Genomic DNA, 18,973 nt, shown 5'->3' on the forward strand with positions numbered 1-18,973 from the left:
AGGCGTGTGGCGACCAGATACGACAGATGCCCGAAGGTCTTCCTCTCCGCCATCGCCCTCGCCGCAACCGTCATTTATTGGTTATGAGTCCTGACCCTAAGAAAACGAAACGTTTGTCACTTTCCTGACGCATGCATTTCGCGTTTCCGGTTTCGCGTGCGTATGGTCGCCTCCTCTGATCCGTCGTGATACGTGCCGAACCACTTGTCCCAGGGCATTTCCGCGTTGCCGTAGTTGCATTCGTAGTATCGATGATGCAACTGATGAAAAAAGGTGCCGATCAGGAGTGCTTTGCGGTCGTGGGCCCAGATCGCCTCGTAACCTGAATGAGATGAAGCGGCGCCCAGCATCAGCCAATATCCCAGAAAGATCATGTGAACCGGATGACTTGGCAATACCAGAACGATCAGGATCGCGCTGAGGTAGCCGAACGCCTCGACCGGGTGCATCGACATGCCCGACCAGGGTCCGGTGTTTACGTTGCGGTGATGAACGGCGTGAACATGTCTGTAAATGAACGGTTGATGCAGAAAAAGATGCACCATGTAGAAATGAAAACTCTGCCATATGGCGAGTATCGGGAACAGTAGAATAAACCAGACCGGATGAGCGTCAAAGCTAAGCGTGGCGACGTAACCATTGGCATACATCCAGCGCAAAAAGCACTCGAGCGCCGACAGGATCGTGGCACCGTAGACCAGCGAATAGTACATATTGTCCCAGGTCTGATAGCCGAACTTATAAAGCGCATTCTTGCGCTTCATGTAGGGTCTTGGGTCGTATTTCAGCAGCTTGCCCTGCCCGTCAATTCCGTAGAACCAGAAATGCAGCCCACCTGCGACAATGATCAGCAGAGCCCAGTTTCGGATGAAAACCCATGACATCCACCCGAACGCGAATTGCGTTTGTTCGGGGCCAACGGGTTGCATCCAGAACGCCACGACAAACGACAGTGCCAAATAGATCGAACGATCGGAAACCTGCAGGTAATTATGCCAAAGCCACTTAGCCAGAACACGAGGTTTCGGCGGCCAATGCCAATATGGCGCGTGGTTCACCGGCAATTCAGGGTGCCAGTGCCACTCGCGGCTCATCGGACCAGGCTCGGGGCGATGGGCGGCATTCTCCGTTGGGTTGGTGTCCGCTGTCGTCATGTCCAATCCCCTACTCGCGATTTAGCAGCACCAGCTTGCCGGACAGAATGGCCCTGGCGGCCACAGCTATGATATGCCTGAGCCGGTTCAAAGCCCGACGTGATCAGGTCATTCAGCGGCTTTCAGCGCCTTGCCTTGCGGGATCACCTCATAGCCGGGCTCTTCGGGTTCATCGTCTTCCATCTCGGGCGGGAAGCCGGGTGCAAGGATCTCCAGGCCGGTGACCTCTTCCAGGCGCCTGATAATGTTGGGCGACAACTCACGTTCGCCAAAACGTTCGATCCCGTCCTCGAAAATCTGAACCAGCATGGGCGAGATTTCCAACGGGACGTTGTGGCGGTCGGCAACCTGCTGGAACAGGCTCACGTCCTTTTTGACCAGATCCATGGTGAACGAGATGTCGCGAGATCCGTTCAGGATGACCTGGCTCTCGGTTTCATGAACGAACGATGTGCCGGAACTGATCTTGATCGCTTCATAGGTGGTATTCAGGTCCATACCTGCGGCTTTGGCCGTGACCAGAGCCTCGCAGCAGGTCACCAGATTGGCTGTGGCCAGATAGTTCGTCAAAACTTTCAGGACCGAAGCCGACCCCAACTCGCCGGTATGCAGAATGCGGCGGCCCATGGTCTTGAGGAACGGCGCGATACGCTCGAACGTTGCGCGATCACATCCCGCAAAGATCGAGATATTTCCTGTAGCCGCGCGGTGGCACCCGCCTGAGACCGGGCAATCCACTGCCGCCCCGCCCCGCTCCATCACCATGGCCCCCAGGCGTTTGACTTCAGCCTCGTCCGTGGTGGACATCTCCATCCAGATTTTTCCGTCGGTCACTTCAGGCAACATCTGCTGCATTACGGCGTCCGACGCAGCAGGCGACGGCAGGCAGGTGATGACCGCATCACAATCCCGCATCAGTTGCGCCGGCCCTTCCGCCTTTTTCGCACCACGGGCCACGAAGGCATCAACCAGTTCTTCGTTCAGATCATGGACTGTCAGGTCCATACCATTGCGCAGCAGCGAACCCGAAAGCTTGCCGCCGACATTACCCAGACCAATAAATCCAACTTTCATGAGCGCGTTCCCCAGGGTGTCCGGTCTGATCAGGCCGGTAAAATTTCCGTTTGCGCACCGATTTAGCGACGTTGAAGCGAAAAAGTAAAACGAATAAAAAGAGCAATAATCACAAATTTTCTTTGGTGCTGAACGTGTCCAATTCCCCAAATCTTGTCTGGCTCAGATCGTTTGAATGCGCAGCGCGGCATATGAGCTTTACGGCCGCAGCGAAGGAACTGGGTATAACGCAAACGGCACTCAGTCTGCATGTCCGCTCGCTGGAGGCGCAGTTGGGGTGCAAGCTTTTCTTTCGCGCGGCCAGAAACCTGAGCCTGACAGAGGTCGGACAGGCCTACGCCTATTCCGTGCGGCGCGCGCTGAGCGATATTACGGTATCGACCGCCAGCCTTTTCGGGTCCGGAAGCGCGCAGGTTCTAACCGTGCGGGCTCCAATCTCGACAGCGACGCTCTGGCTGGCACATAGGCTGCCGAAATTTACCTGCAGCCAGCCCGATGTATCCATTCGGCTGGTCTCGAACATTTGGGCGGATTCGGCTGGTCGCGAAAACGTGGATGTCGAGTTGCGCGTGGGGGTTGGTGACTGGCCTGGTGCGCGAACCCGAAAAATCTCGACCGAGCGTATCGTACCTGTCGCGGCGGGTTCGGCGTCGGGGCAAAGCATTCCGGTTGCCGAACTCCGCAAGCAACCGCTTGTGCAGATTCTGGGATTTCAGGACATGGGGCAGAAGTATTTCGAAGCATTGGGCATAGCGTATTCTGAACCCTTGTCCCCCTACTCCGTCGATACAACCGTCGCCGCGATGGGCGTCGTTGCGGCGGGCGGAGGGTACGCAATGGTGCTGGAAAGGTTCGCGCAAACCGCGATCGAGTCCGGACAGGCCATCGCGATTGTCGGCGATGCGGTCCCAATCAATCAATCCCACTTTCTTGTTGAGACAAGCGGAACAGGCGCAAACGAGCCTGTGAAGCAACTGTTCGAAACCTGGCTTGAACGAGAGTTTTCAGAGCTTCAATAGGCATGACCCGAACCAGATCATATGTGAAAAACTGGCTTTCAATCGCTACGGCTAGATCCGTTTTCAAGTGGGAGGTCGGATCTGAGTTGCCACGAGGGGGAAAAGCAACTGCATGCCGCAGCGATTGAGTGTGAGCGGCGTCAATGCCAGTGGCTATGTGAAGTGACGTTTGATTGAGGCCAAAATATGGCCCATTCTACTAATTCTTTAATTTGTCAAAAATTATAACAATGACAGTGCTTTAAGCGTTTTCGCCATTTACTGTCAGAACGATATTTCGGGACCGGATTTTGCCCCGCGAATGATCAAACGATCTGGGTGCTGTGCGAGATATTTTTAACAATCATATAGTTTTCCAGACCCTCCGTCCCGCCTTCCCGGCCGTATCCACTGGATTTGACCCCGCCAAAAGGTGTTTCCGGCAATGATGCTTCCAGCGTGTTGAAGGACAGGTTTCCGGCTTCGACTTCATCGGTCATCCGGTCAATATAGTCGGCCCTGTTTGAAAACCCGTAAGCGGCAAGACCAAAAGGTGTCGCATTCGCCTTGGCTATGGCTTCGTCCAGTGAAGCGACCGGATTGATCACGGCCAGCGGGCCAAATGGCTCTTCCTGCATCACGCGGGCGTCGTCAGGCACATTCGTCAAAACGGTCGGCGCAAAGAAATAGCCTTTAGCTCCGATCCGACCGCCCCCGGTGCAGATCGTTGCACCGGCATCATGGGCATCTTCCACAAGTTCACTCAGCGCGGGAACGCGGCGGTCGTTTGCCAGCGGCCCCATTTCGATACCCTCTTCCACTCCGTTCCCTACGACAGTGGCAGCGGCCCGTTCAATGAACGTATCCAGGAATGGCTTGTAGATGCTTTCGTGCACAAAAAACCGGGTTGGCGAGGTGCAGACCTGCCCTGCATTCCTGTATTTGCGGACCGCTCCGCTAAGTGCGGCTTTTTCGACGTCTGTATCTTCACAGACGATTACTGGTGCATGCCCGCCCAGCTCCATCAGGACGCGCGTCATGTTCTCCGAGGCGAGCGTCGTCAGTTGGCGCCCGACCGCTGTTGACCCGGTAAAGGCGACAAGCCGTACAGGATCCTGGCGGATAAGATGGCTTGATATCTCCGCAGGTTCACCAAAGACAAGGTTCAGAACACCCGGTGGCAAGCCGGCGTCGTGGAAGGCGCGCGCGATATGCATGGCACCTGCCGGAGTTTCCTCAGCCGCTTTCAGGATGATCGAACACCCCGATGCCAGCGCGCCTGCAATCTTGCGTGCCGGCTGGCTCATCGGGAAATTCCAGGGCGACAGGCCAAGAACCACCCCGATGGGTTGGTGGTGCACAACATATCGAACACCGGGCGCCGAGGGGATGACGCGGCCATAAGTACGCATGGCCTCGCCCGCGTCCCATTCGAAAAACTCGCAGCCTCGGATCACCTCAAGCCGGGCCTGTGCCAGCGGCTTTCCATGCTCGGCAGTGATTGAGCGGGCAATCTCCTCCTGCCGGTCGCGCATCAGCGCCGCAGCCTTGATCATGATGTCCGCACGGTCGCGTGGGGCCGTGCGACGCCAAACGCGAAACCCCGCTTCGGCCGCAGCCAGCGCGTCATCCAGATCGGACCTGCCCGCCTTGGGAAGCCTGCCGATTTCCTCTTCGGTCGCAGGGTTCAACACGGGAAGGTCATATGCTGCCTTGCGCCACTCACCGCCGATATAAAGTTTCAGGTCCGGATAAGTGCTCATGGCGCCCTCGCAGGTTGCAATTCAGCTTCAGGGTCTCATTTCCGCTGGCATCACCTCAACTGAATTGAAGAAATACTGATATCCGATTGCGTGATATCTGCAGGGATGGTTCAGATGTCCCCTGCTGCCGCGCGCAGGGCATCCAGAAATGTGCTGCTTGCCGGGGACAGGCTGCTTTCCCCTCTGTGAGACACGCCAACCGGGCCCGCACCAAATGGGACGGCCCAATCCAGGCAGGCCAGCAGGCCACGGTCGATATCCAACGAGGCGACATGGGCCGGCATCAGCCCGACGAAATCGTGAGATCGCAACAGGGACCTGTTGGCAAGATAGGAGACCGATTCAATTGAAACACCCGGCTGGTACTGATCCTGCCGCACGAAATACTGGTCGGTCTGGCGGCGCAGAGTGGTTTCGACCGGCGGCAGTATCCAGCCAAAGCGTCTGAGTTCCTCGAAAGTGATATTCGGCTTGCCGACCAAAGGATGCTGCGTTCCCGTCACGGCCAGTACCCGTTCATCAAAGAACTTTTCCTGCGTAATCCGTGCCCGGTGGCGATGACTAGGCAGGCGACCAACAACCATGTCGATCTCGCCCGACAACAGCGCAGGCATCAGCACTTCGTTTGTCCCCTCGACAATTTTGACCGCGACTTTCGGGCGGTCTTTCAGCAGCCGTTCGACAGCGCGTGGCAGCAAGGTTGGTGACGCCGCCAGCAGGGTTCCCACCACAACCCGGCCGCTGTTGCCTTCGTTCAGATCATCCAATTCCTGAGCGGCATTTGAGACCTGCGCGAAGATCAGCTTACCATGGCGGATCAGCGCTTCACCAAACACCGTGGGCACAACGCCGCGATTGGTCCGCTCAAAAAGCTTGACCTCGAAATCCAGCTCCAGGTCCTGAATCATCTTGGTGGCGGCAGGCTGCGAAATGCCCAGATCGCGCGCGGCATTCTGGATGCTGCCGTGCTGGCCGACCGCAACCAGCAGACGCAACTGGCGCAGCTTCAACCGCGTCAGCGCGCGCTCAACGATGCGGGTATGATGTGCGACCATGAAGGCCCCTCAGATACTGATCGCTGCGGGCTGTCTTTCGATGGCGGCAATCGCGCTCATGGCAGCCAGAGCCGAACTGCGCGGGTTGTCCGGCAGCGCCTTTCCTTCGATCCTGAATGTGAAGGTGCCAAAACTGCCGCGCGCCTCGATTTCGTGGATATTGGCATTAACAGCCGGATCGGCGATCAGTTCAACCCTTGTCTCGTCAAATCCCAGCCCCGCCAACGCTATGGCCGCTGCCACGTTGGCGTTCTTTGGATAGGCCACGGCTGCTTGCCGGGCAGTTCCGGAAAAATGTATCGCCGCTGAATTCAGGTGATCCAGCTTCAATTGTTCTTCTGCAGCTGAACCACGCCATCCCGCCGGGGGTTTGCTGCCGCGATAGATGACCTCGGTCAGTCCCCCTACCCTTGCAGCGGACAGACAATCCAGTGCGCCGATCGCACCGCTTGCAAGGCGCAAATGCGAATGACCGTTGCGCGCCGCCACTGACAGCGCCTGTTCAAGATCAGGGTCCGCCAATGCGCCGACTGACAGTGTTACCAGGTCGATGCCCCGTTCCAGAATGGCGGCTCCGTGTGCTTTCAGGCCCGCATGGCCCGCGCAATCGACCATCAGATCGATCCCGCCGGGCAGGTCTGAGACGCAGGAAACACGAGATGGCCCGGCCGCTTTTTCGTCAAGCAGCCGACCAGGTGAAACCAGTATGGCATCAGGCCCTTCGCCTTTTTCAAGCAAGTGTTGTGCCACGTAACGCCCGATAGCGCCTTCGCCGATAATGCCGATTTTCATAGAGCCTCCAGATGCAGCCTTAACCTATCCGAAACTGCAGGCTCTCTGTTATCGAAATATTTAATATCCACATCCGCCCAATGCGCTTGGCTTTGTGCGTTTGACGGAACCAGAGTGTTTACACGCTAGCGATCTGACATCTGACCTTCGGACTTCCTGCCCATGAAATATGCCAAACACGACGCCAAAGCCTATTCGCGCGAAACCATGCGGGGGATTTGGGCAGCCGCGTTGAACCCGTTCAAAGAAGACCTCAGCCTGAACGAGGCCGGATTGCGCCGGAACATTCGGCACTGGATCGACGATCTGCAAATTCAGGGCCTGTTCATCGCAGGCAAACAGGGCGAGTTCTGGTCGATGTCGCTGGACGAACGCAAACGCAACATGACCATCGCAGCCGAGGAATGCGGGGACAAGGCCGGGACGATCATGTCGATCTCGGATCAGAACGTGGACACCGTGCTGGAGCTTGGACGGCATGCTCAGGACTGCGGTGCGGATTATGTGGTGGTCCACGCCCCGATGCTCAGCTTTTGTCACGACCGCGACGAGGTTTTGTACAATTACTACAAATATATCTGCGACCGCCTGGATATCGGCATCGCCATGTGGAGCCATCCCGACAGCGGGTATCTGATGCAGCCTGAAACCTGTGCACGTATTGCGGAGCTGCCCAACATCATGGCCATCAAATACTCGGTCCCCCGGGACATGTATGCAAAACTGACGCGGATGGTGGGTGACAAGATCCTGGTGTCCACGTCTCTGGAAGACGACTGGCTGGACAATATCGAGGAGCTGGGCTGGCAGCTTTACCTGTGTTCCTCGCCGCCCTACCAAATCCAGACGGCGAACGACTTGCGTATGCACGAATACACTGAATTGGCATTTGCCGGAAAGTTCGACCAGGCCCGGCGCGTGCGTGACAGTCTTGATCCGGTCCGAACCGCGATCAAGCGTACCAAGCCTGGCGGAAAACCAACCGCTCACGGTAAATACTGGCAGGAATTGCTTGGGCAGGTCGGAGGCCGCGTGCGCCATCCCATGCTGGAACTGACCGAGGCCGAAAAAGCCGCCACAAGCGCAGCGTTCGAGGATTGCGGCCTTCAGCTTTGATCAAGCCGATATCAGTTTAATGGATACCGACATTCCCAGAAACAAATATTTCTTTCATACGGCTTGTCCTAGGCTTTTTGACGGCACGATGTAGTGTTGTTGTGCCACAAACACCGGTCAGGCAGGAGAAAGCACATGGGACAACACCCGACGCTGAAACCCTTCAATTTCCAGAAATGGGTGGAAGACAACGCTGACAAACTGCGCCCTCCGGTTGGCAATCAATTGCTGCACAAGGAAGGCGACATGATTGTCATGGTTGTTGGCGGCCCCAATACACGTGTCGATTTTCACGATGATCCGGTTGAAGAATGGTTCTTTCAGCAAAAGGGCGACATGATGCTGAAGATCGCCGACGGCGGCAAGATTTACGATGTGCCGGTGCGTGAAGGCGAGGTTTTCCTGTTGCCGCCTCATGTGCGCCACGCGCCGCAGCGCCCTCAGGAAGGGTCGATCGGCATCGTGGTCGAAGCCCCGCGTCAGCCGGGGATGAAAGAAGGGTTCGAATGGTTTTGCTTTAACTGCGAAGGCCTTGTGCATCGCGAAGAAGTTGCGCTTGATAGCCCCGAAGGGATCGTCACCGCACTGCCAAAGATTTACGATGCTTTCCATAACAGTACCGATGCTCGAACTTGTCCGAACTGCGGAACGCTGCATCCCGGAAAGGGTAAGCCGCCTGCGGACTGGGTCCAGCTCTGAGCCGAACCGGAACAAAACAGGGAGAATACAATGAACTACCTTCACAAAGCCCTTTGCGGCGCGACTGCTGCGGTTGTGGCTTCCTTTTCCGCTACGATTGCGCTGGCGGATGAGTTTCGCCTGGGTCTGATCACGCCACCGCCGCATATCTGGACCAAGGCGGCCGAGGCCTTTGGCGCAGACCTGTCCGAAGCAAGCGGTGGCGCGCATAGCGTGACAGTTTTTCCGGCGCGTCAGTTGGGCAACGAAGCCGAGATGCTGCAGCAGCTGCAAACAGGTGCTTTGGACATGGCGTTCATGACAGTGGCCGAAGTGTCCAACCGCGCCAAGGATTTCGGCGCGTTCTATGCCCCGTATCTGGCCAGCGACATCGGCCACGCGGGCCGCATCCTGCGCAGCGATGGCGCACGCAGCATGCTGGATCAGCTTCCGGCCGAGGTTGGTGTCGTCGGCACCGGGTACGGCATGGCCGGCCTGCGCCAGATCGTTGCCCGGGGCGACGTGAACTCGGCAGAGGACCTGGCCGGTCTCAAACTACGGATCACTCCGTTCGAGCCTATTCTCGACTTCTACAACGCCGTTGGTGCGGCCCCGACCCCGATGCCCCTGCCCGCCGTTTACGATGCGCTGGCCAACGGTCAGGTCGATGCCATCGACATGGACGCAGAACTGATCTGGGTTCTGAAATATTACGAACATGCCGACACCGTCGTGCAGTCGGACCACATGATGTTCCCGATGGTTGGTCTTGTGTCGGCCAAGGTCTGGGCCGGTCTGTCCGAAGAAGACCGCACCATGATCGGTGAACTGATGGCCCGTCACGTGGACAGTACCATCGACACCTATGTTGCCAAGGAACAGGAATGGCTGGATCAGGTGAAAGGCACCGGCAAAACCTATGTTCAGGTAGACAGCTCATTCTTTGGTGATGCCATTGATCAATGGAACCAGACCTGGGCCGGGAAATCAGGTGCGCTGGATCAATTGCGACAGGTTGCTGCGGAAACCGCCAACTAATACGGTACTCATGCAATTGGGGCGCAGGTGATTTGCGCCCCTTGTTTTGAGGAGTGAGCGCAATGATCCGGCGGATTTCTGCAGCATGGGCGCGTGCTGAACTGTGGCTCGCGTCCTTTCTGGCCGCCGCCATATCGGTTCTTATCCTGCTGAACGTCGTGACACGGAGCCTGGGGTCCGCTTTGTTCTGGGTGGATGAGCTGGCAATCTATGCCATGGCCTGGATGAGCTTTCTCGGCGCATCCGCGGCGCTGCACTATGGTCACGCGGTAGCCGTCACGATCCTGACAGACTCCCTGCCCCCTCTGCTGCGTGATCTGACGGCACGGCTTGTTGACCTGATCGTTCTGATCTTTGCCCTGTTCATGATCTGGTTCTGTTGGCGCTGGTATTCACCTCTGGAACTGGCGCGGCATGGGTTCGACACCAAGCAGTTTCAGGGTGCGACCTTCAACTTCATCTACGCGGAGCCGACAACAACGCTGGGCGTTCCGAAATACCTGGTCTGGATGGTCATGTGGCTGTTTGCGCTGGGGGCAACGCTGCACAGCATTTCAAATCTGACCGGCCCCCGTGACCCTCAACCCGAGGGCAACGCATGACGCCACTGATCTTTGCCTTCAAACTGCTGATTGCGGTTCCCGTTGCGCTAGTCCTGTCGCTGACCGCGATCTGGTACATCTGGGAAAGCGGCAACACCGTTTTGTATGACAGCTTTGCCCAGAAGATGTTCTCGGGCCTCGAGAATTATGGGCTTCTGGCCATTCCTCTTTTCATGCTGACCGGCGAGATGATGAACGAAGGTGGCATGACCCGACGGCTTATCGATGCCGCCCGGGTCTTTGTCGGCGGGTTTCGCGGCGGGCTGGCCTATATCAACCTGCTGGCCAATATGTTCATGGCCGCAATCATCGGATCGGCCACGGCGCAGATTGCCGTCATGGCGCGGGCCATGACGCCTGAGATGGAGCGGGAGGGCTATGACAAGGGCTTTGCCGCTGCCACCACGGCCGCTGGGGGATTGCTGGCACCGGTCATCCCACCATCCATGATGTTCGTGATCTTTGGCGTTCTGGCGCAGATCCCCATCGGTGATATGTTCCTTGCCGGCATCCTCCCTGGACTGTTGCTGTCGATCTCGTTTGCCGTGGTGATCGCCCTGATCGGTTTCGCGCAGGGATTTCCCAAAGGCGCCTGGTTTACGCGGCAGGAATCGATTTCGGCCCTGCTTGCCTGTTTACCGGCGGTATTGATCCCCATGGCCATTATCGGGGGTGTTCTTTTCGGTATCGCCACGCCCACGGAATCCGCCGCCATTGCGTCGCTGATCGCGTTCCTGATTGGCTGGCTGATCTACGGAGAGCTGAAGCCCACGGCGCTGCCCCAGATGTTCCGGCGCACGGCAATCAACGCGTCTATGATCATCTTCATGATTTCTGCCGCAAGTGTTTTTGGCTGGGTAATCATCTATGAGGCACTGCCGCAAAAGCTGGCGGTCCTGATCACCTCCATTACAGATGACCCGTTCCTGTTCCTGCTGATCGTAAACCTGATCCTGCTGGGGGTCGGAATGCTGATCGATGGCATCGCGGCCGTCATTCTGATCACCCCCATCCTGCTGCCCATCGCAATGAACGATTACGACATCAGCCCCTATCAGTTCGGCGTTGTCATGTGTCTGAACCTAGTTCTGGGCCTGCTGACGCCACCGGTGGGTGTCGGGCTTTACATCGCGTCTTCCATGAGCGGGGCCTCACCGGGTCGCATTTTGCGATCTCTCTGGCCCTTCTTGCTAGCTGTTGCAGCGATCCTGGTTCTGCTCAGCCGTTTCCCATGGTTTTCAACCGCCCTGGTCTGAAGCGGGACTATTCCAGCGACACCCACAAGACTTGCGCGTCTTCCTCGCTGGTGGATACGCATCCATGGCCCATGCTGCTGTCATAATATAGTGAATCCCCCGCCTTCATCGGCAGCGGGCGATAATGCTCCGAAACAAAGATCAACTCACCCTTCAGGACATACATGAACTCTTCCCCGGAATGCCGGATCCAGTTGTCGAATTCGGATATGTCACGCGCCTTGATTGTCGCTACATAGGGTAGCATGCGCTTGCTGGTCAGTTCCGGGCACAGCAACTCGTGCATGTAGGTGGCGGTATGCCTGATCTCGCCCGTCCCTTTAGGGGTGAAGTCCCGCCGCCCGGCGACCCCCGTCTGACCGGATTGTAGGAACAGCTGCGGCGGGTTCATATCCAACGCCTGAGTCAACCGGCGGACAATATCGAAACTGGGGCGGGTCTGATTGTTTTCTATCTTCGAAAGCGTCGAGCGACCAATGCCGGCGGCTCTGCCGGCCTCTTCCAGCGTCCAGCCCTTTTCACGGCGTGCATCCCGGATCGAGCGACCCAGAGCAGCTCCATCGTCCTGGTCCTGAAGTCCCGCGCCATCAGGCTGTAAATCGTCTGACATATTGAATCCCCCCACTTTCAGCAAGGATACATAGTTCCCGATTAGCCCTCAACATAACAAATCGGAAAAAAATGTTGCCTCAAGCCTCCGTTCTCCACTATAGGAAACAAAATCCCCTATTAAGGATTCGGATTTCGGAGGAGGAAATCATGTTCAGAACGTCTCTTGCAGCATCCGACCCGGTTATTGCGGCGTCGATTTCGCGTGAAGCTTCCCGTCAGGCTGAACAAATTGAGCTTATCGCGTCCGAGAACATTGTCTCGCAGGCCGTGATAGAAGCGCAGGGTTCAGTACTGACCAACAAATATGCCGAAGGCTATCCCGGTCGTCGCTACTATGGCGGATGCGAATATGTGGATGAGGTCGAGATTGAAGCCATCGAACGGCTGAAGTCGATTTTCGGCTGCGGATTTGCCAATGTGCAGCCGCATTCCGGCGCGCAGGCCAATGGTGCCGTCAAGCTGGCGTTGCTGAGCCCGGGAGACACGATCCTGGGCATGTCGCTGGATGCTGGTGGCCACCTGACTCACGGCGCGAAACCTGCGCAGTCGGGCAAATGGTTTCGCCCGGTTCAGTACGGTCTGACCGACGCGGGTCTGATTGACTACGATCAGGTCGCCGAATTGGCGCGCGCAGAGAAACCCAAGCTGATCATCGCGGGCGCGTCGGCCTATTCGCGCAAGATCGACTTTGCCCGGTTCCGCGAAATCGCCGACGAAGTCGGGGCGTGGCTGCTGGCCGACATGGCCCATATCGCGGGTCTGGTCGCGACAGGTCTGCACCCTTCGCCTGTCGGACACGCGCATGTAGTGACGTCGACAACCCATAAAACGCTGCGCGGTCCGCGCGGCGGCATCATCCTGACCAATGATGAAGCGCTGGCGAAGAAGATCAATTCCGCTGTGTTCCCAGGCCTTCAGGGTGGCCCGCTGATGCACGTCATCGCAGGCAAAGCAGTCGCGTTTGGCGAAGCTCAGAAGCCGGAATTCAAGGAATACATGCAACGCGTCGTCGACAGCGCCGAGGCATTGTCCAATGTGATGATGTCGCGCGGCTGTGACATCGTTTCGGGTGGCACGGACAACCATCTGATGCTGGTCGATCTTCGACCCATCGGGGTGAAGGGCAACGCGGCCGAGGCGGCGCTGGAGCGCGCCGGGTTCACCTGCAACAAGAACAGCGTGCCCGGAGACCCGGAAAAGCCGACGGTCACAAGCGGAGTCCGCCTGGGTACCGCCGCCGGATGCAGCCGTGGCTTCGGTCCCGAAGAGTTCAAGAAGATCGGCCATCTGATCGGCGACGTTCTGGATGCGCTTGCACAGTCGCCCGATGGGGATGAGACCGTCGAGAAGGCTACCCGCGAACAAGTCCGCGCCCTGTGCGCGAGCTACCCGATCTACTGAGAGCAAGCCCATGAATACCTACGATCTTATCGTAATCGGTGGCGGACCCGGCGGCTATGTCGCCGCGATCCGCGCAGCTCAGCTGGGTCTGAAAGTGGCCTGCGTGGAAGGACGCGGGGCACTGGGCGGAACCTGTCTGAATGTGGGGTGCATTCCTTCCAAAGCCTTGCTGACCTCCTCGGCCAAATATGCCGAACTCTCCCATCTCTCCTCCCATGGCATTGCAGTCGAGGGGGCCAGCATCGACGTTGGCGCGATGATGGAGCGCAAGGACAAGATCGTAGGTGATCTGACCAAGGGCATTGCGTTTCTGTTCAAGAAGAATGGTGTCGATCTGATCGAAGGCTGGGCCAGCATCCCTGCCGCAGGTCAGGTCAAGGTCGGCGACGCGGTTCATAAAGCCAAAAACATCCTGATCGCCACCGGGTCCGAGCCGACCTCGCTGCCGGGTATCGAAATTGATGAGCAGGATATCCTGAGTTCGACCGGTGCGATCGCGCTGGAGAGCGTACCCAAGCATCTGGTCGTAATCGGTGCGGGTGTAATCGGTCTGGAACTGGGGCAGGTCTGGGCGCGCCTGGGCGCCAAGGTCACTGTTGTCGAATATCTGGACCGCGTGCTGCCGGGCATTGACGGCGAGATCGCCAAGCTGGCGCAGCGGGCCTTGTCCAAGCGCGGTCTGAAGTTCCAATTGGGTCGCGCCCTGAAGTCGGTTGAAAAAACCGGTTCAGGCCTGACCCTGACCATGGACCGTGTCGGCAAGGACAAGGAAGAGGTGATGGAAGCCGACAAGGTTCTGATCGCCGTCGGTCGCCGTCCCGTTACCCGTGGTCTCGGGCTGGAAGAACTGGGTGTTGCCGTGCATCAGCGCGGCTTTGTCGAAGTCGACAGCACTTTCCAGACGTCGGTACCCGGAATCTACGCCATCGGTGACTGCGTGCCCGGCCCGATGCTGGCGCACAAGGCAGAGGAAGACGGTGTTGCCTGCGTCGAGATGCTGGCCGGGTTGGCCGGGCATGTGGATTACAACACGGTACCCGGCGTGGTTTACACCGACCCCGAGGTTGCGTCCGTTGGTCTGACCGAGGAGGCGCTGAAGGAGGCTGGATCGGAATATACGGTCGGAAAATTCGCCTTCATGGCCAATTCCCGTGCCCGATCGACCGGAGAAACAGACGGCGCGGTCAAGGTTCTGGCCGACGCGGATGGCAAGATACTGGGGGGCCATATCTGCGGGGCGCATGGCGGTGACCTGATCGCCGAACTGGTGCTGGCCATGACCAAAGGCGCAACCGTCGCCGAGGTCGCCGCAACCTGCCACGCGCACCCGGCGATGGGCGAGGCTGTCAAGGAAGCCTGCCTTGACGCCATGGGCCGCGCAATCCACGCCTGAACCGGAGCAGCCAGATGACCATCCAGCTTCGCCCACGCCACCCGGAAAAGGCCAAAAAGGCCGACAGTGTCATACCGCGCAAACCGAAATGGATACGTAAGAAAAAGATCGAAGGATCCGAGTATTACGAAACCCGCCGCCTGATGCGCGAGCACGATCTGGCGACCGTTTGCGAAGAAGCCGCCTGCCCCAACATCGGAGAGTGCTGGTCCAAACGCCACGCAACCATGATGATCATGGGCGAGGTCTGCACCCGCGGCTGTTCCTTCTGCAACGTGGCGACGGGCCGTCCTGACGCTCTGGATGCGTTCGAACCTGGCCGGGTCGCGGCGGCGGTCAAAAAGCTGGGTTTGCGCCATGTGGTGATCACTTCCGTGGATCGCGACGATCTGGAAGACGGTGGGGCCGAGCATATCGCGCAAACGATCCGCGCCGTGCGTCATCAGAACCCCGGAACGACAATCGAGGTTCTGACGCCTGATTTCCTGGGCAAGGGCAAAGCCGCAGACGTCGTCTTCGAAGCGGCGCCGGATGTCTTTAACCATAATCTGGAAACCGTGCCGCATTTGTACCCGACTGTGCGGCCGGGTGCCCGTTATTATGCCTCTTTGCGGCTTCTGGACGATGCCAAACGGGCCAATCCGAAAATCTTCACAAAATCGGGACTTATGGTAGGGTTGGGCGAAACGCTTAACGATGTGCGTCAGGTGATGGACGATCTGCGCGCTGCCAATGTCGATTTTCTAACCGTCGGACAATATCTGCAACCGACCCCGAAACACCATCCGATTGACCGGTTTTGGTCACCGGAAGAGTTTGAAAAGCTAGAACAAATTGCCCGTTCCAAGGGCTTTCTGCACGTGTCGGCAACACCGCTGACCCGGTCGTCGTTCCACGCGGACGAAGATTTCGCTGCTCTTAAGCAGGCCCGCCAGCGGGCTGTCGCCAGCGGAGCATAAACCTGACGCAAATGGGAGGGAAACCATGGAAGCGTTAAATTCAATCGTAGGAGCCATAAACGGCGTCGTGTGGGGGCCGCTGATGCTGGTTCTCATCCTTGGCGTCGGCTTCTTCCTGCAGGTCGGGCTGAAATTCATGCCGATCCTGCGCATTGGCACGGGCTTCAGCCTGCTGTTCAAAGGTCGTGAGGGTCAGGGCGAAGGGCAGATCAGCCCGTTCAACGCGCTGATGACCTCGCTGTCGGCGACCATCGGTACCGGCAACATCGCCGGTGTGGCCACTGCTGTCTTCCTGGGCGGTCCGGGCGCCTTGTTCTGGATGTGGATGACCGCCCTGGTGGGCATGGCCACCAAATATGCCGAAGCCGTCTGCGCCGTGAAGTATCGCGAGCAGGACGAACTGGGCAACTTTGTCGGCGGCCCGATGTACTACATCAAAAACGGTCTCAGCGCGAACTGGCACTGGCTGGGCTGGGCTTTCGCCCTGTTCGGCGCAGTGGCCGCTTTCGGAATCGGTAACGGTGTGCAGGCTAACGGTGTGGCGCAGGTTCTGGAAGCAAACTTCGGCTTCAACACCTCGGTTACCGGCGTGGTCCTGATGGTTCTGACCGCAGCCGTGATCCTGGGTGGTATTACCCGCATTGGTGCGGTTGCCGGTAAACTGGTTCCGTTCATGGCGATTGCCTACATCGTCGCGGGCCTGCTGGTTCTGCTGATCAACATCGGCAACATCGGTCACGCCCTGTCGCTGGTCTTTACCTACGCCTTCACCCCGTCGGCCGCCGAAGGTGGTTTCGCCGGTGCAGCCGTCTGGGCCGCCATCCGGTTTGGTGTGGCGCGCGGTGTCTTCTCGAACGAAGCCGGTTTGGGTTCGGCTCCGATCGCACACGCCGCTGCCGAGACCAAAGGTCCGGTCAACCAGGGCCTGATCGCGATGTTGGGTACGTTCATCGACACTATCATCGTCTGCTCGATCACTGGTCTGGCGATCATCTCGTCGGGTGCATGGACATCGGGTGAATCCGGTGCGGCACTGACCTCGGCAGCGTTCGAACTGTCCCTGCCGGGTATTGGTGGGTATCTGATCGCCATCGCTCTGTCGATCTTTGCCTTCACCACCATCCTGGGCTGGTCCTTCTACGGTGAGAAATGCGTCGAGTTCCTGCTGGGCGTCAAATCGCTGGTCCCCTACCGCGTTCTGTGGATTGTCATGATCTACTTCGGCGCAACAGCAGATCTGGGCTTCATCTGGCTGCTGGCGGACACGCTGAACGCCATGATGGCCATTCCGAACCTGATCGCCCTGGCCTTGCTAAGCCCGATCGTCTTCAAACTGACGAAAGAGTTCTTCGCCTCGGGCGGCCAATCGGAAGAACCCGGCAACACTCCTGCCGAGTAATTCGAACAGAAAAAACGGGGGGCCGTCCCGGCCCTCCACCTTCGAAACAGATTTCCATATCTCGAGGAGAGACGTGATGGCCACGAAAATCCTGCTGCCAATTGATCACACCGACGACCACTCGTGGAAGCTGGCTTTGCCGGTCGCGTTGGAACAGGCGAAATTCTACGGTGCCGAGCTGCACGCGATCGCTGTCATCCCCGAGATCATCCAGCTGCCGAACCTGCCCGCCAACTATGGCGCGGGCGCAAAAGATCACGTGCGGGGCAAGGTTCAGGCCATTCTGGATCACGGCAATGCCTCTGACGTGCCCGTGCATGTCGAGGAAGGCAGCGTCTACCGCGAAATACTGAAGCTCGCCCACAAGGAGGGCTTCGATCTGATCGTCATGGCGTCGACCAAAGGCGATTTCCCGAATTATGAAATCGGTCCGAACCTGGCTCGTGTCGTGCGCAATGCGCATTGCACCGTTATGGTCGTTCGCGACCAGTCCCGCTGATTGAAAGGTTGAGAAGATGACCGAACCGAAGCGTACGCCGCTATACGACCTGCATGTCGAACTGGGCGGAAAGATGGTGGATTTTGCCGGATGGGAAATGCCCGTTCAGTATCCGCTGGGTATCATGGGTGAACATGTTCAGTGCCGAGAAAAAGCCGCGCTGTTCGACGTCAGCCACATGGGTCAGGTGATCCTGCGTGGCGAGAACGTGGGCGAGAAGCTGGAAGCCATCTGCCCTCAGGCCTATGCCACTCTGAAGCCCGGCAAGGCACGTTACGGGTTTTTCACCAACGCGGAAGGCGGGATCATGGACGACCTGATCGTGTCCAACGCGGGTGACTATTTCTTTGTCGTGGTCAACGCAGCCCTGCGCCATCAGGACATCCCGCACATGAAAGAGCATCTGGAAGGGGTCGAAGTCACCGAGATTTTCGACCGTGCTCTGGTCGCTGTTCAGGGCCCGAAGGCCGAGGACGTGGTGGGCGCGCTTTGCCCTGCGGCGCGCGATTTGAAGTTCATGGAAACCACAATGGCCCCGATCAACGGCGTCGAATGCCGTATCTCGCGTCTGGGCTATACCGGCGAAGACGGTTACGAAATCTCGATCCCCGAGGACAAGGCCATCGAGATCAGCAAGGCGTTTCTGGCCCACGAAGACTGTGAAGCGGCCGGTCTGGGCGCGCGCGACAGTCTGCGGCTCGAAGCCGGTCTGTGCCTCTATGGGAACGACATCGATCAGACCACCTCGCCGATCGAGGCGTCGCTGGCCTGGGCGATTCAAAAACGCCGCAAGGAAGAAGGCGGTTTCCCTGGCGCTGAGCGTGTTCAACGGGAACTGGCAGAGGGCGCCGCGCGCAAACTGGTCGGCATTCTGCCTTCCGGTCGTGCCCCCGCGCGTCAGGGCGTCGAGATCCAATGTGCCGAAGGAAATACCATCGGGCAGATCACTTCGGGTGGCTTTGGTCCGACTATCGGCGGCCCAGTCGCGATGGGCTATGTGTCCGCAGGCCACGGCGAGCCGGGCGAGAAGGTGAACCTGATCATTCGGGGCAAGGCGCAACCGGCCGAGATCGTGGCCACGCCTTTCGTCAAACAAAACTACAAGCGTTGAAGTCAGGAGAGAACAGGAATGTCGACGTATTATTCTGAAGAGCACGAGTGGCTGCGAGTTGAAGGAGAAGTTG

Annotated in this window: 18 protein-coding genes and 1 pseudogene; 13 read left to right on the plus strand and 6 right to left on the minus strand. The window is 58.2% G+C overall.

Translation table 11 applies throughout. From position 1 onward, the window contains the following. Positions 1-87, plus strand: a pseudogene (locus tag ACR0CG_RS22545) (IS5/IS1182 family transposase); the annotation flags it as partial. A 29-nt stretch (positions 88-116) separates the two neighbouring features. Here ACR0CG_RS22545 and ACR0CG_RS22550 read toward each other — a convergent pair. Beyond that, positions 117-1,154, minus strand: a complete 1,038-nt coding sequence (locus ACR0CG_RS22550; RefSeq protein ID WP_480527672.1) for a sterol desaturase family protein — start codon at positions 1,152-1,154, stop codon at positions 117-119. A 108-nt stretch (positions 1,155-1,262) separates the two neighbouring features. Then, on the minus strand, positions 1,263-2,228 hold the full coding sequence (locus ACR0CG_RS22555; RefSeq protein WP_170613960.1) for an NAD(P)-dependent oxidoreductase: 966 nt from the start codon (positions 2,226-2,228) through the stop codon (positions 1,263-1,265). Positions 2,229-2,362: 134 nt separating this feature from the next. Here ACR0CG_RS22555 and ACR0CG_RS22560 point away from each other — a divergent pair, with 134 nt between their 5' ends. Then, positions 2,363-3,247 carry a LysR family transcriptional regulator gene (locus ACR0CG_RS22560; RefSeq protein WP_480527674.1) on the plus strand — a complete coding sequence of 295 codons (885 nt, stop codon included), beginning with the start codon at positions 2,363-2,365 and terminating at the stop codon, positions 3,245-3,247. A 305-nt stretch (positions 3,248-3,552) separates the two neighbouring features. On the opposite strand, the gene ACR0CG_RS22565 is transcribed toward ACR0CG_RS22560, so the two are convergent. From ACR0CG_RS22565 to ACR0CG_RS22575, 3 genes are all read right to left on the minus strand, one after another. Then, positions 3,553-4,989, minus strand: a complete 1,437-nt coding sequence (locus ACR0CG_RS22565; protein WP_480527676.1) for an NAD-dependent succinate-semialdehyde dehydrogenase — start codon at positions 4,987-4,989, stop codon at positions 3,553-3,555. Positions 4,990-5,099: 110 nt separating this feature from the next. Then, positions 5,100-6,044: a LysR substrate-binding domain-containing protein gene (locus tag ACR0CG_RS22570; RefSeq protein ID WP_480527677.1), complete on the minus strand. Its 945-nt coding sequence runs from the start codon at positions 6,042-6,044 to the stop codon at positions 5,100-5,102. A gap of 9 nt (positions 6,045-6,053) precedes the next feature. Beyond that, positions 6,054-6,836 carry an aspartate dehydrogenase gene (locus ACR0CG_RS22575; RefSeq protein ID WP_480527679.1) on the minus strand — a complete coding sequence of 261 codons (783 nt, stop codon included), beginning with the start codon at positions 6,834-6,836 and terminating at the stop codon, positions 6,054-6,056. Between the two features lie 162 nt (positions 6,837-6,998). Here ACR0CG_RS22575 and ACR0CG_RS22580 point away from each other — a divergent pair, with 162 nt between their 5' ends. From ACR0CG_RS22580 to ACR0CG_RS22600, 5 genes are all read left to right on the plus strand, one after another. Next, complete coding sequence (locus ACR0CG_RS22580) at positions 6,999-7,952, plus strand: dihydrodipicolinate synthase family protein (protein ID WP_480527681.1); 954 nt, start codon at positions 6,999-7,001, stop codon at positions 7,950-7,952. A 135-nt stretch (positions 7,953-8,087) separates the two neighbouring features. Continuing rightward, positions 8,088-8,651, plus strand: a complete 564-nt coding sequence (locus ACR0CG_RS22585; protein ID WP_480527683.1) for a 3-hydroxyanthranilate 3,4-dioxygenase — start codon at positions 8,088-8,090, stop codon at positions 8,649-8,651. A 30-nt stretch (positions 8,652-8,681) separates the two neighbouring features. Beyond that, positions 8,682-9,668, plus strand: coding sequence for a TRAP transporter substrate-binding protein (locus ACR0CG_RS22590; RefSeq protein ID WP_170613953.1), 987 nt, complete (start codon positions 8,682-8,684; stop codon positions 9,666-9,668). 62 nt (positions 9,669-9,730) lie between these two features. Further along, a complete protein-coding gene (locus tag ACR0CG_RS22595) occupies positions 9,731-10,270 on the plus strand; it encodes a TRAP transporter small permease (protein ID WP_480527685.1) in 540 nt (179 codons plus the stop codon). Continuing rightward, positions 10,267-11,526: a TRAP transporter large permease gene (locus tag ACR0CG_RS22600; RefSeq protein ID WP_480527687.1), complete on the plus strand. Its 1,260-nt coding sequence runs from the start codon at positions 10,267-10,269 to the stop codon at positions 11,524-11,526. Before ACR0CG_RS22595 ends, ACR0CG_RS22600 begins: the two co-directional genes overlap by 4 nt. 7 nt (positions 11,527-11,533) lie before the next feature. On the opposite strand, the gene ACR0CG_RS22605 is transcribed toward ACR0CG_RS22600, so the two are convergent. Next, on the minus strand, positions 11,534-12,136 hold the full coding sequence (locus tag ACR0CG_RS22605) for an XRE family transcriptional regulator (RefSeq protein ID WP_170807972.1): 603 nt from the start codon (positions 12,134-12,136) through the stop codon (positions 11,534-11,536). Positions 12,137-12,285: 149 nt separating this feature from the next. Between ACR0CG_RS22605 and glyA the strand changes: the two genes are divergently transcribed. The 6 genes from glyA to gcvT all read left to right on the plus strand — a co-directional run bounded on the left by glyA (position 12,286) and on the right by gcvT (position 18,900). Beyond that, positions 12,286-13,539, plus strand: coding sequence for a serine hydroxymethyltransferase (gene glyA / locus ACR0CG_RS22610; protein WP_480527689.1), 1,254 nt, complete (start codon positions 12,286-12,288; stop codon positions 13,537-13,539). 10 nt (positions 13,540-13,549) lie between these two features. Further along, entirely contained in the window at positions 13,550-14,932 is a 1,383-nt protein-coding gene (gene lpdA, locus ACR0CG_RS22615) for a dihydrolipoyl dehydrogenase (protein WP_480527691.1), read from the plus strand. Positions 14,933-14,946: 14 nt separating this feature from the next. Further along, positions 14,947-15,891, plus strand: a complete 945-nt coding sequence (gene lipA / locus ACR0CG_RS22620; RefSeq protein WP_480527693.1) for a lipoyl synthase — start codon at positions 14,947-14,949, stop codon at positions 15,889-15,891. Positions 15,892-15,916: 25 nt separating this feature from the next. Continuing rightward, positions 15,917-17,290: an alanine/glycine:cation symporter family protein gene (locus tag ACR0CG_RS22625; RefSeq protein ID WP_480527695.1), complete on the plus strand. Its 1,374-nt coding sequence runs from the start codon at positions 15,917-15,919 to the stop codon at positions 17,288-17,290. Positions 17,291-17,366: 76 nt separating this feature from the next. Beyond that, positions 17,367-17,789, plus strand: coding sequence for a universal stress protein (locus tag ACR0CG_RS22630; protein ID WP_170613945.1), 423 nt, complete (start codon positions 17,367-17,369; stop codon positions 17,787-17,789). Positions 17,790-17,805: 16 nt separating this feature from the next. Further along, complete coding sequence (gene gcvT / locus ACR0CG_RS22635) at positions 17,806-18,900, plus strand: glycine cleavage system aminomethyltransferase GcvT (RefSeq protein ID WP_170807967.1); 1,095 nt, start codon at positions 17,806-17,808, stop codon at positions 18,898-18,900. Positions 18,901-18,973 lie beyond the last annotated feature (73 nt).

It is taken from the genome of Ruegeria sp. AB8 (assembly GCF_056542605.1).

Bases quoted from the DNA above. Each gene is read 5' to 3' on its own strand.
- ACR0CG_RS22550 (WP_480527672.1), bottom strand. From the start codon at position 1,154: ATGACGACAGCGGACACCAACCCAACGGAGAATGCCGCCCATCGCCCC.
- ACR0CG_RS22555 (WP_170613960.1), bottom strand. From the start codon at position 2,228: ATGAAAGTTGGATTTATTGGTCTGGGTAATGTCGGCGGCAAGCTTTCG.
- ACR0CG_RS22565 (WP_480527676.1), bottom strand. From the start codon at position 4,989: ATGAGCACTTATCCGGACCTGAAACTTTATATCGGCGGTGAGTGGCGC.
- ACR0CG_RS22570 (WP_480527677.1), bottom strand. From the start codon at position 6,044: ATGGTCGCACATCATACCCGCATCGTTGAGCGCGCGCTGACGCGGTTG.
- ACR0CG_RS22575 (WP_480527679.1), bottom strand. From the start codon at position 6,836: ATGAAAATCGGCATTATCGGCGAAGGCGCTATCGGGCGTTACGTGGCA.
- ACR0CG_RS22580 (WP_480527681.1), top strand. From the start codon at position 6,999: ATGAAATATGCCAAACACGACGCCAAAGCCTATTCGCGCGAAACCATG.
- ACR0CG_RS22585 (WP_480527683.1), top strand. From the start codon at position 8,088: ATGGGACAACACCCGACGCTGAAACCCTTCAATTTCCAGAAATGGGTG.
- ACR0CG_RS22590 (WP_170613953.1), top strand. From the start codon at position 8,682: ATGAACTACCTTCACAAAGCCCTTTGCGGCGCGACTGCTGCGGTTGTG.
- ACR0CG_RS22595 (WP_480527685.1), top strand. From the start codon at position 9,731: ATGATCCGGCGGATTTCTGCAGCATGGGCGCGTGCTGAACTGTGGCTC.
- ACR0CG_RS22600 (WP_480527687.1), top strand. From the start codon at position 10,267: ATGACGCCACTGATCTTTGCCTTCAAACTGCTGATTGCGGTTCCCGTT.
- ACR0CG_RS22605 (WP_170807972.1), bottom strand. From the start codon at position 12,136: ATGTCAGACGATTTACAGCCTGATGGCGCGGGACTTCAGGACCAGGAC.
- glyA (WP_480527689.1), top strand. From the start codon at position 12,286: ATGTTCAGAACGTCTCTTGCAGCATCCGACCCGGTTATTGCGGCGTCG.
- lpdA (WP_480527691.1), top strand. From the start codon at position 13,550: ATGAATACCTACGATCTTATCGTAATCGGTGGCGGACCCGGCGGCTAT.
- lipA (WP_480527693.1), top strand. From the start codon at position 14,947: ATGACCATCCAGCTTCGCCCACGCCACCCGGAAAAGGCCAAAAAGGCC.
- ACR0CG_RS22625 (WP_480527695.1), top strand. From the start codon at position 15,917: ATGGAAGCGTTAAATTCAATCGTAGGAGCCATAAACGGCGTCGTGTGG.
- ACR0CG_RS22630 (WP_170613945.1), top strand. From the start codon at position 17,367: ATGGCCACGAAAATCCTGCTGCCAATTGATCACACCGACGACCACTCG.
- gcvT (WP_170807967.1), top strand. From the start codon at position 17,806: ATGACCGAACCGAAGCGTACGCCGCTATACGACCTGCATGTCGAACTG.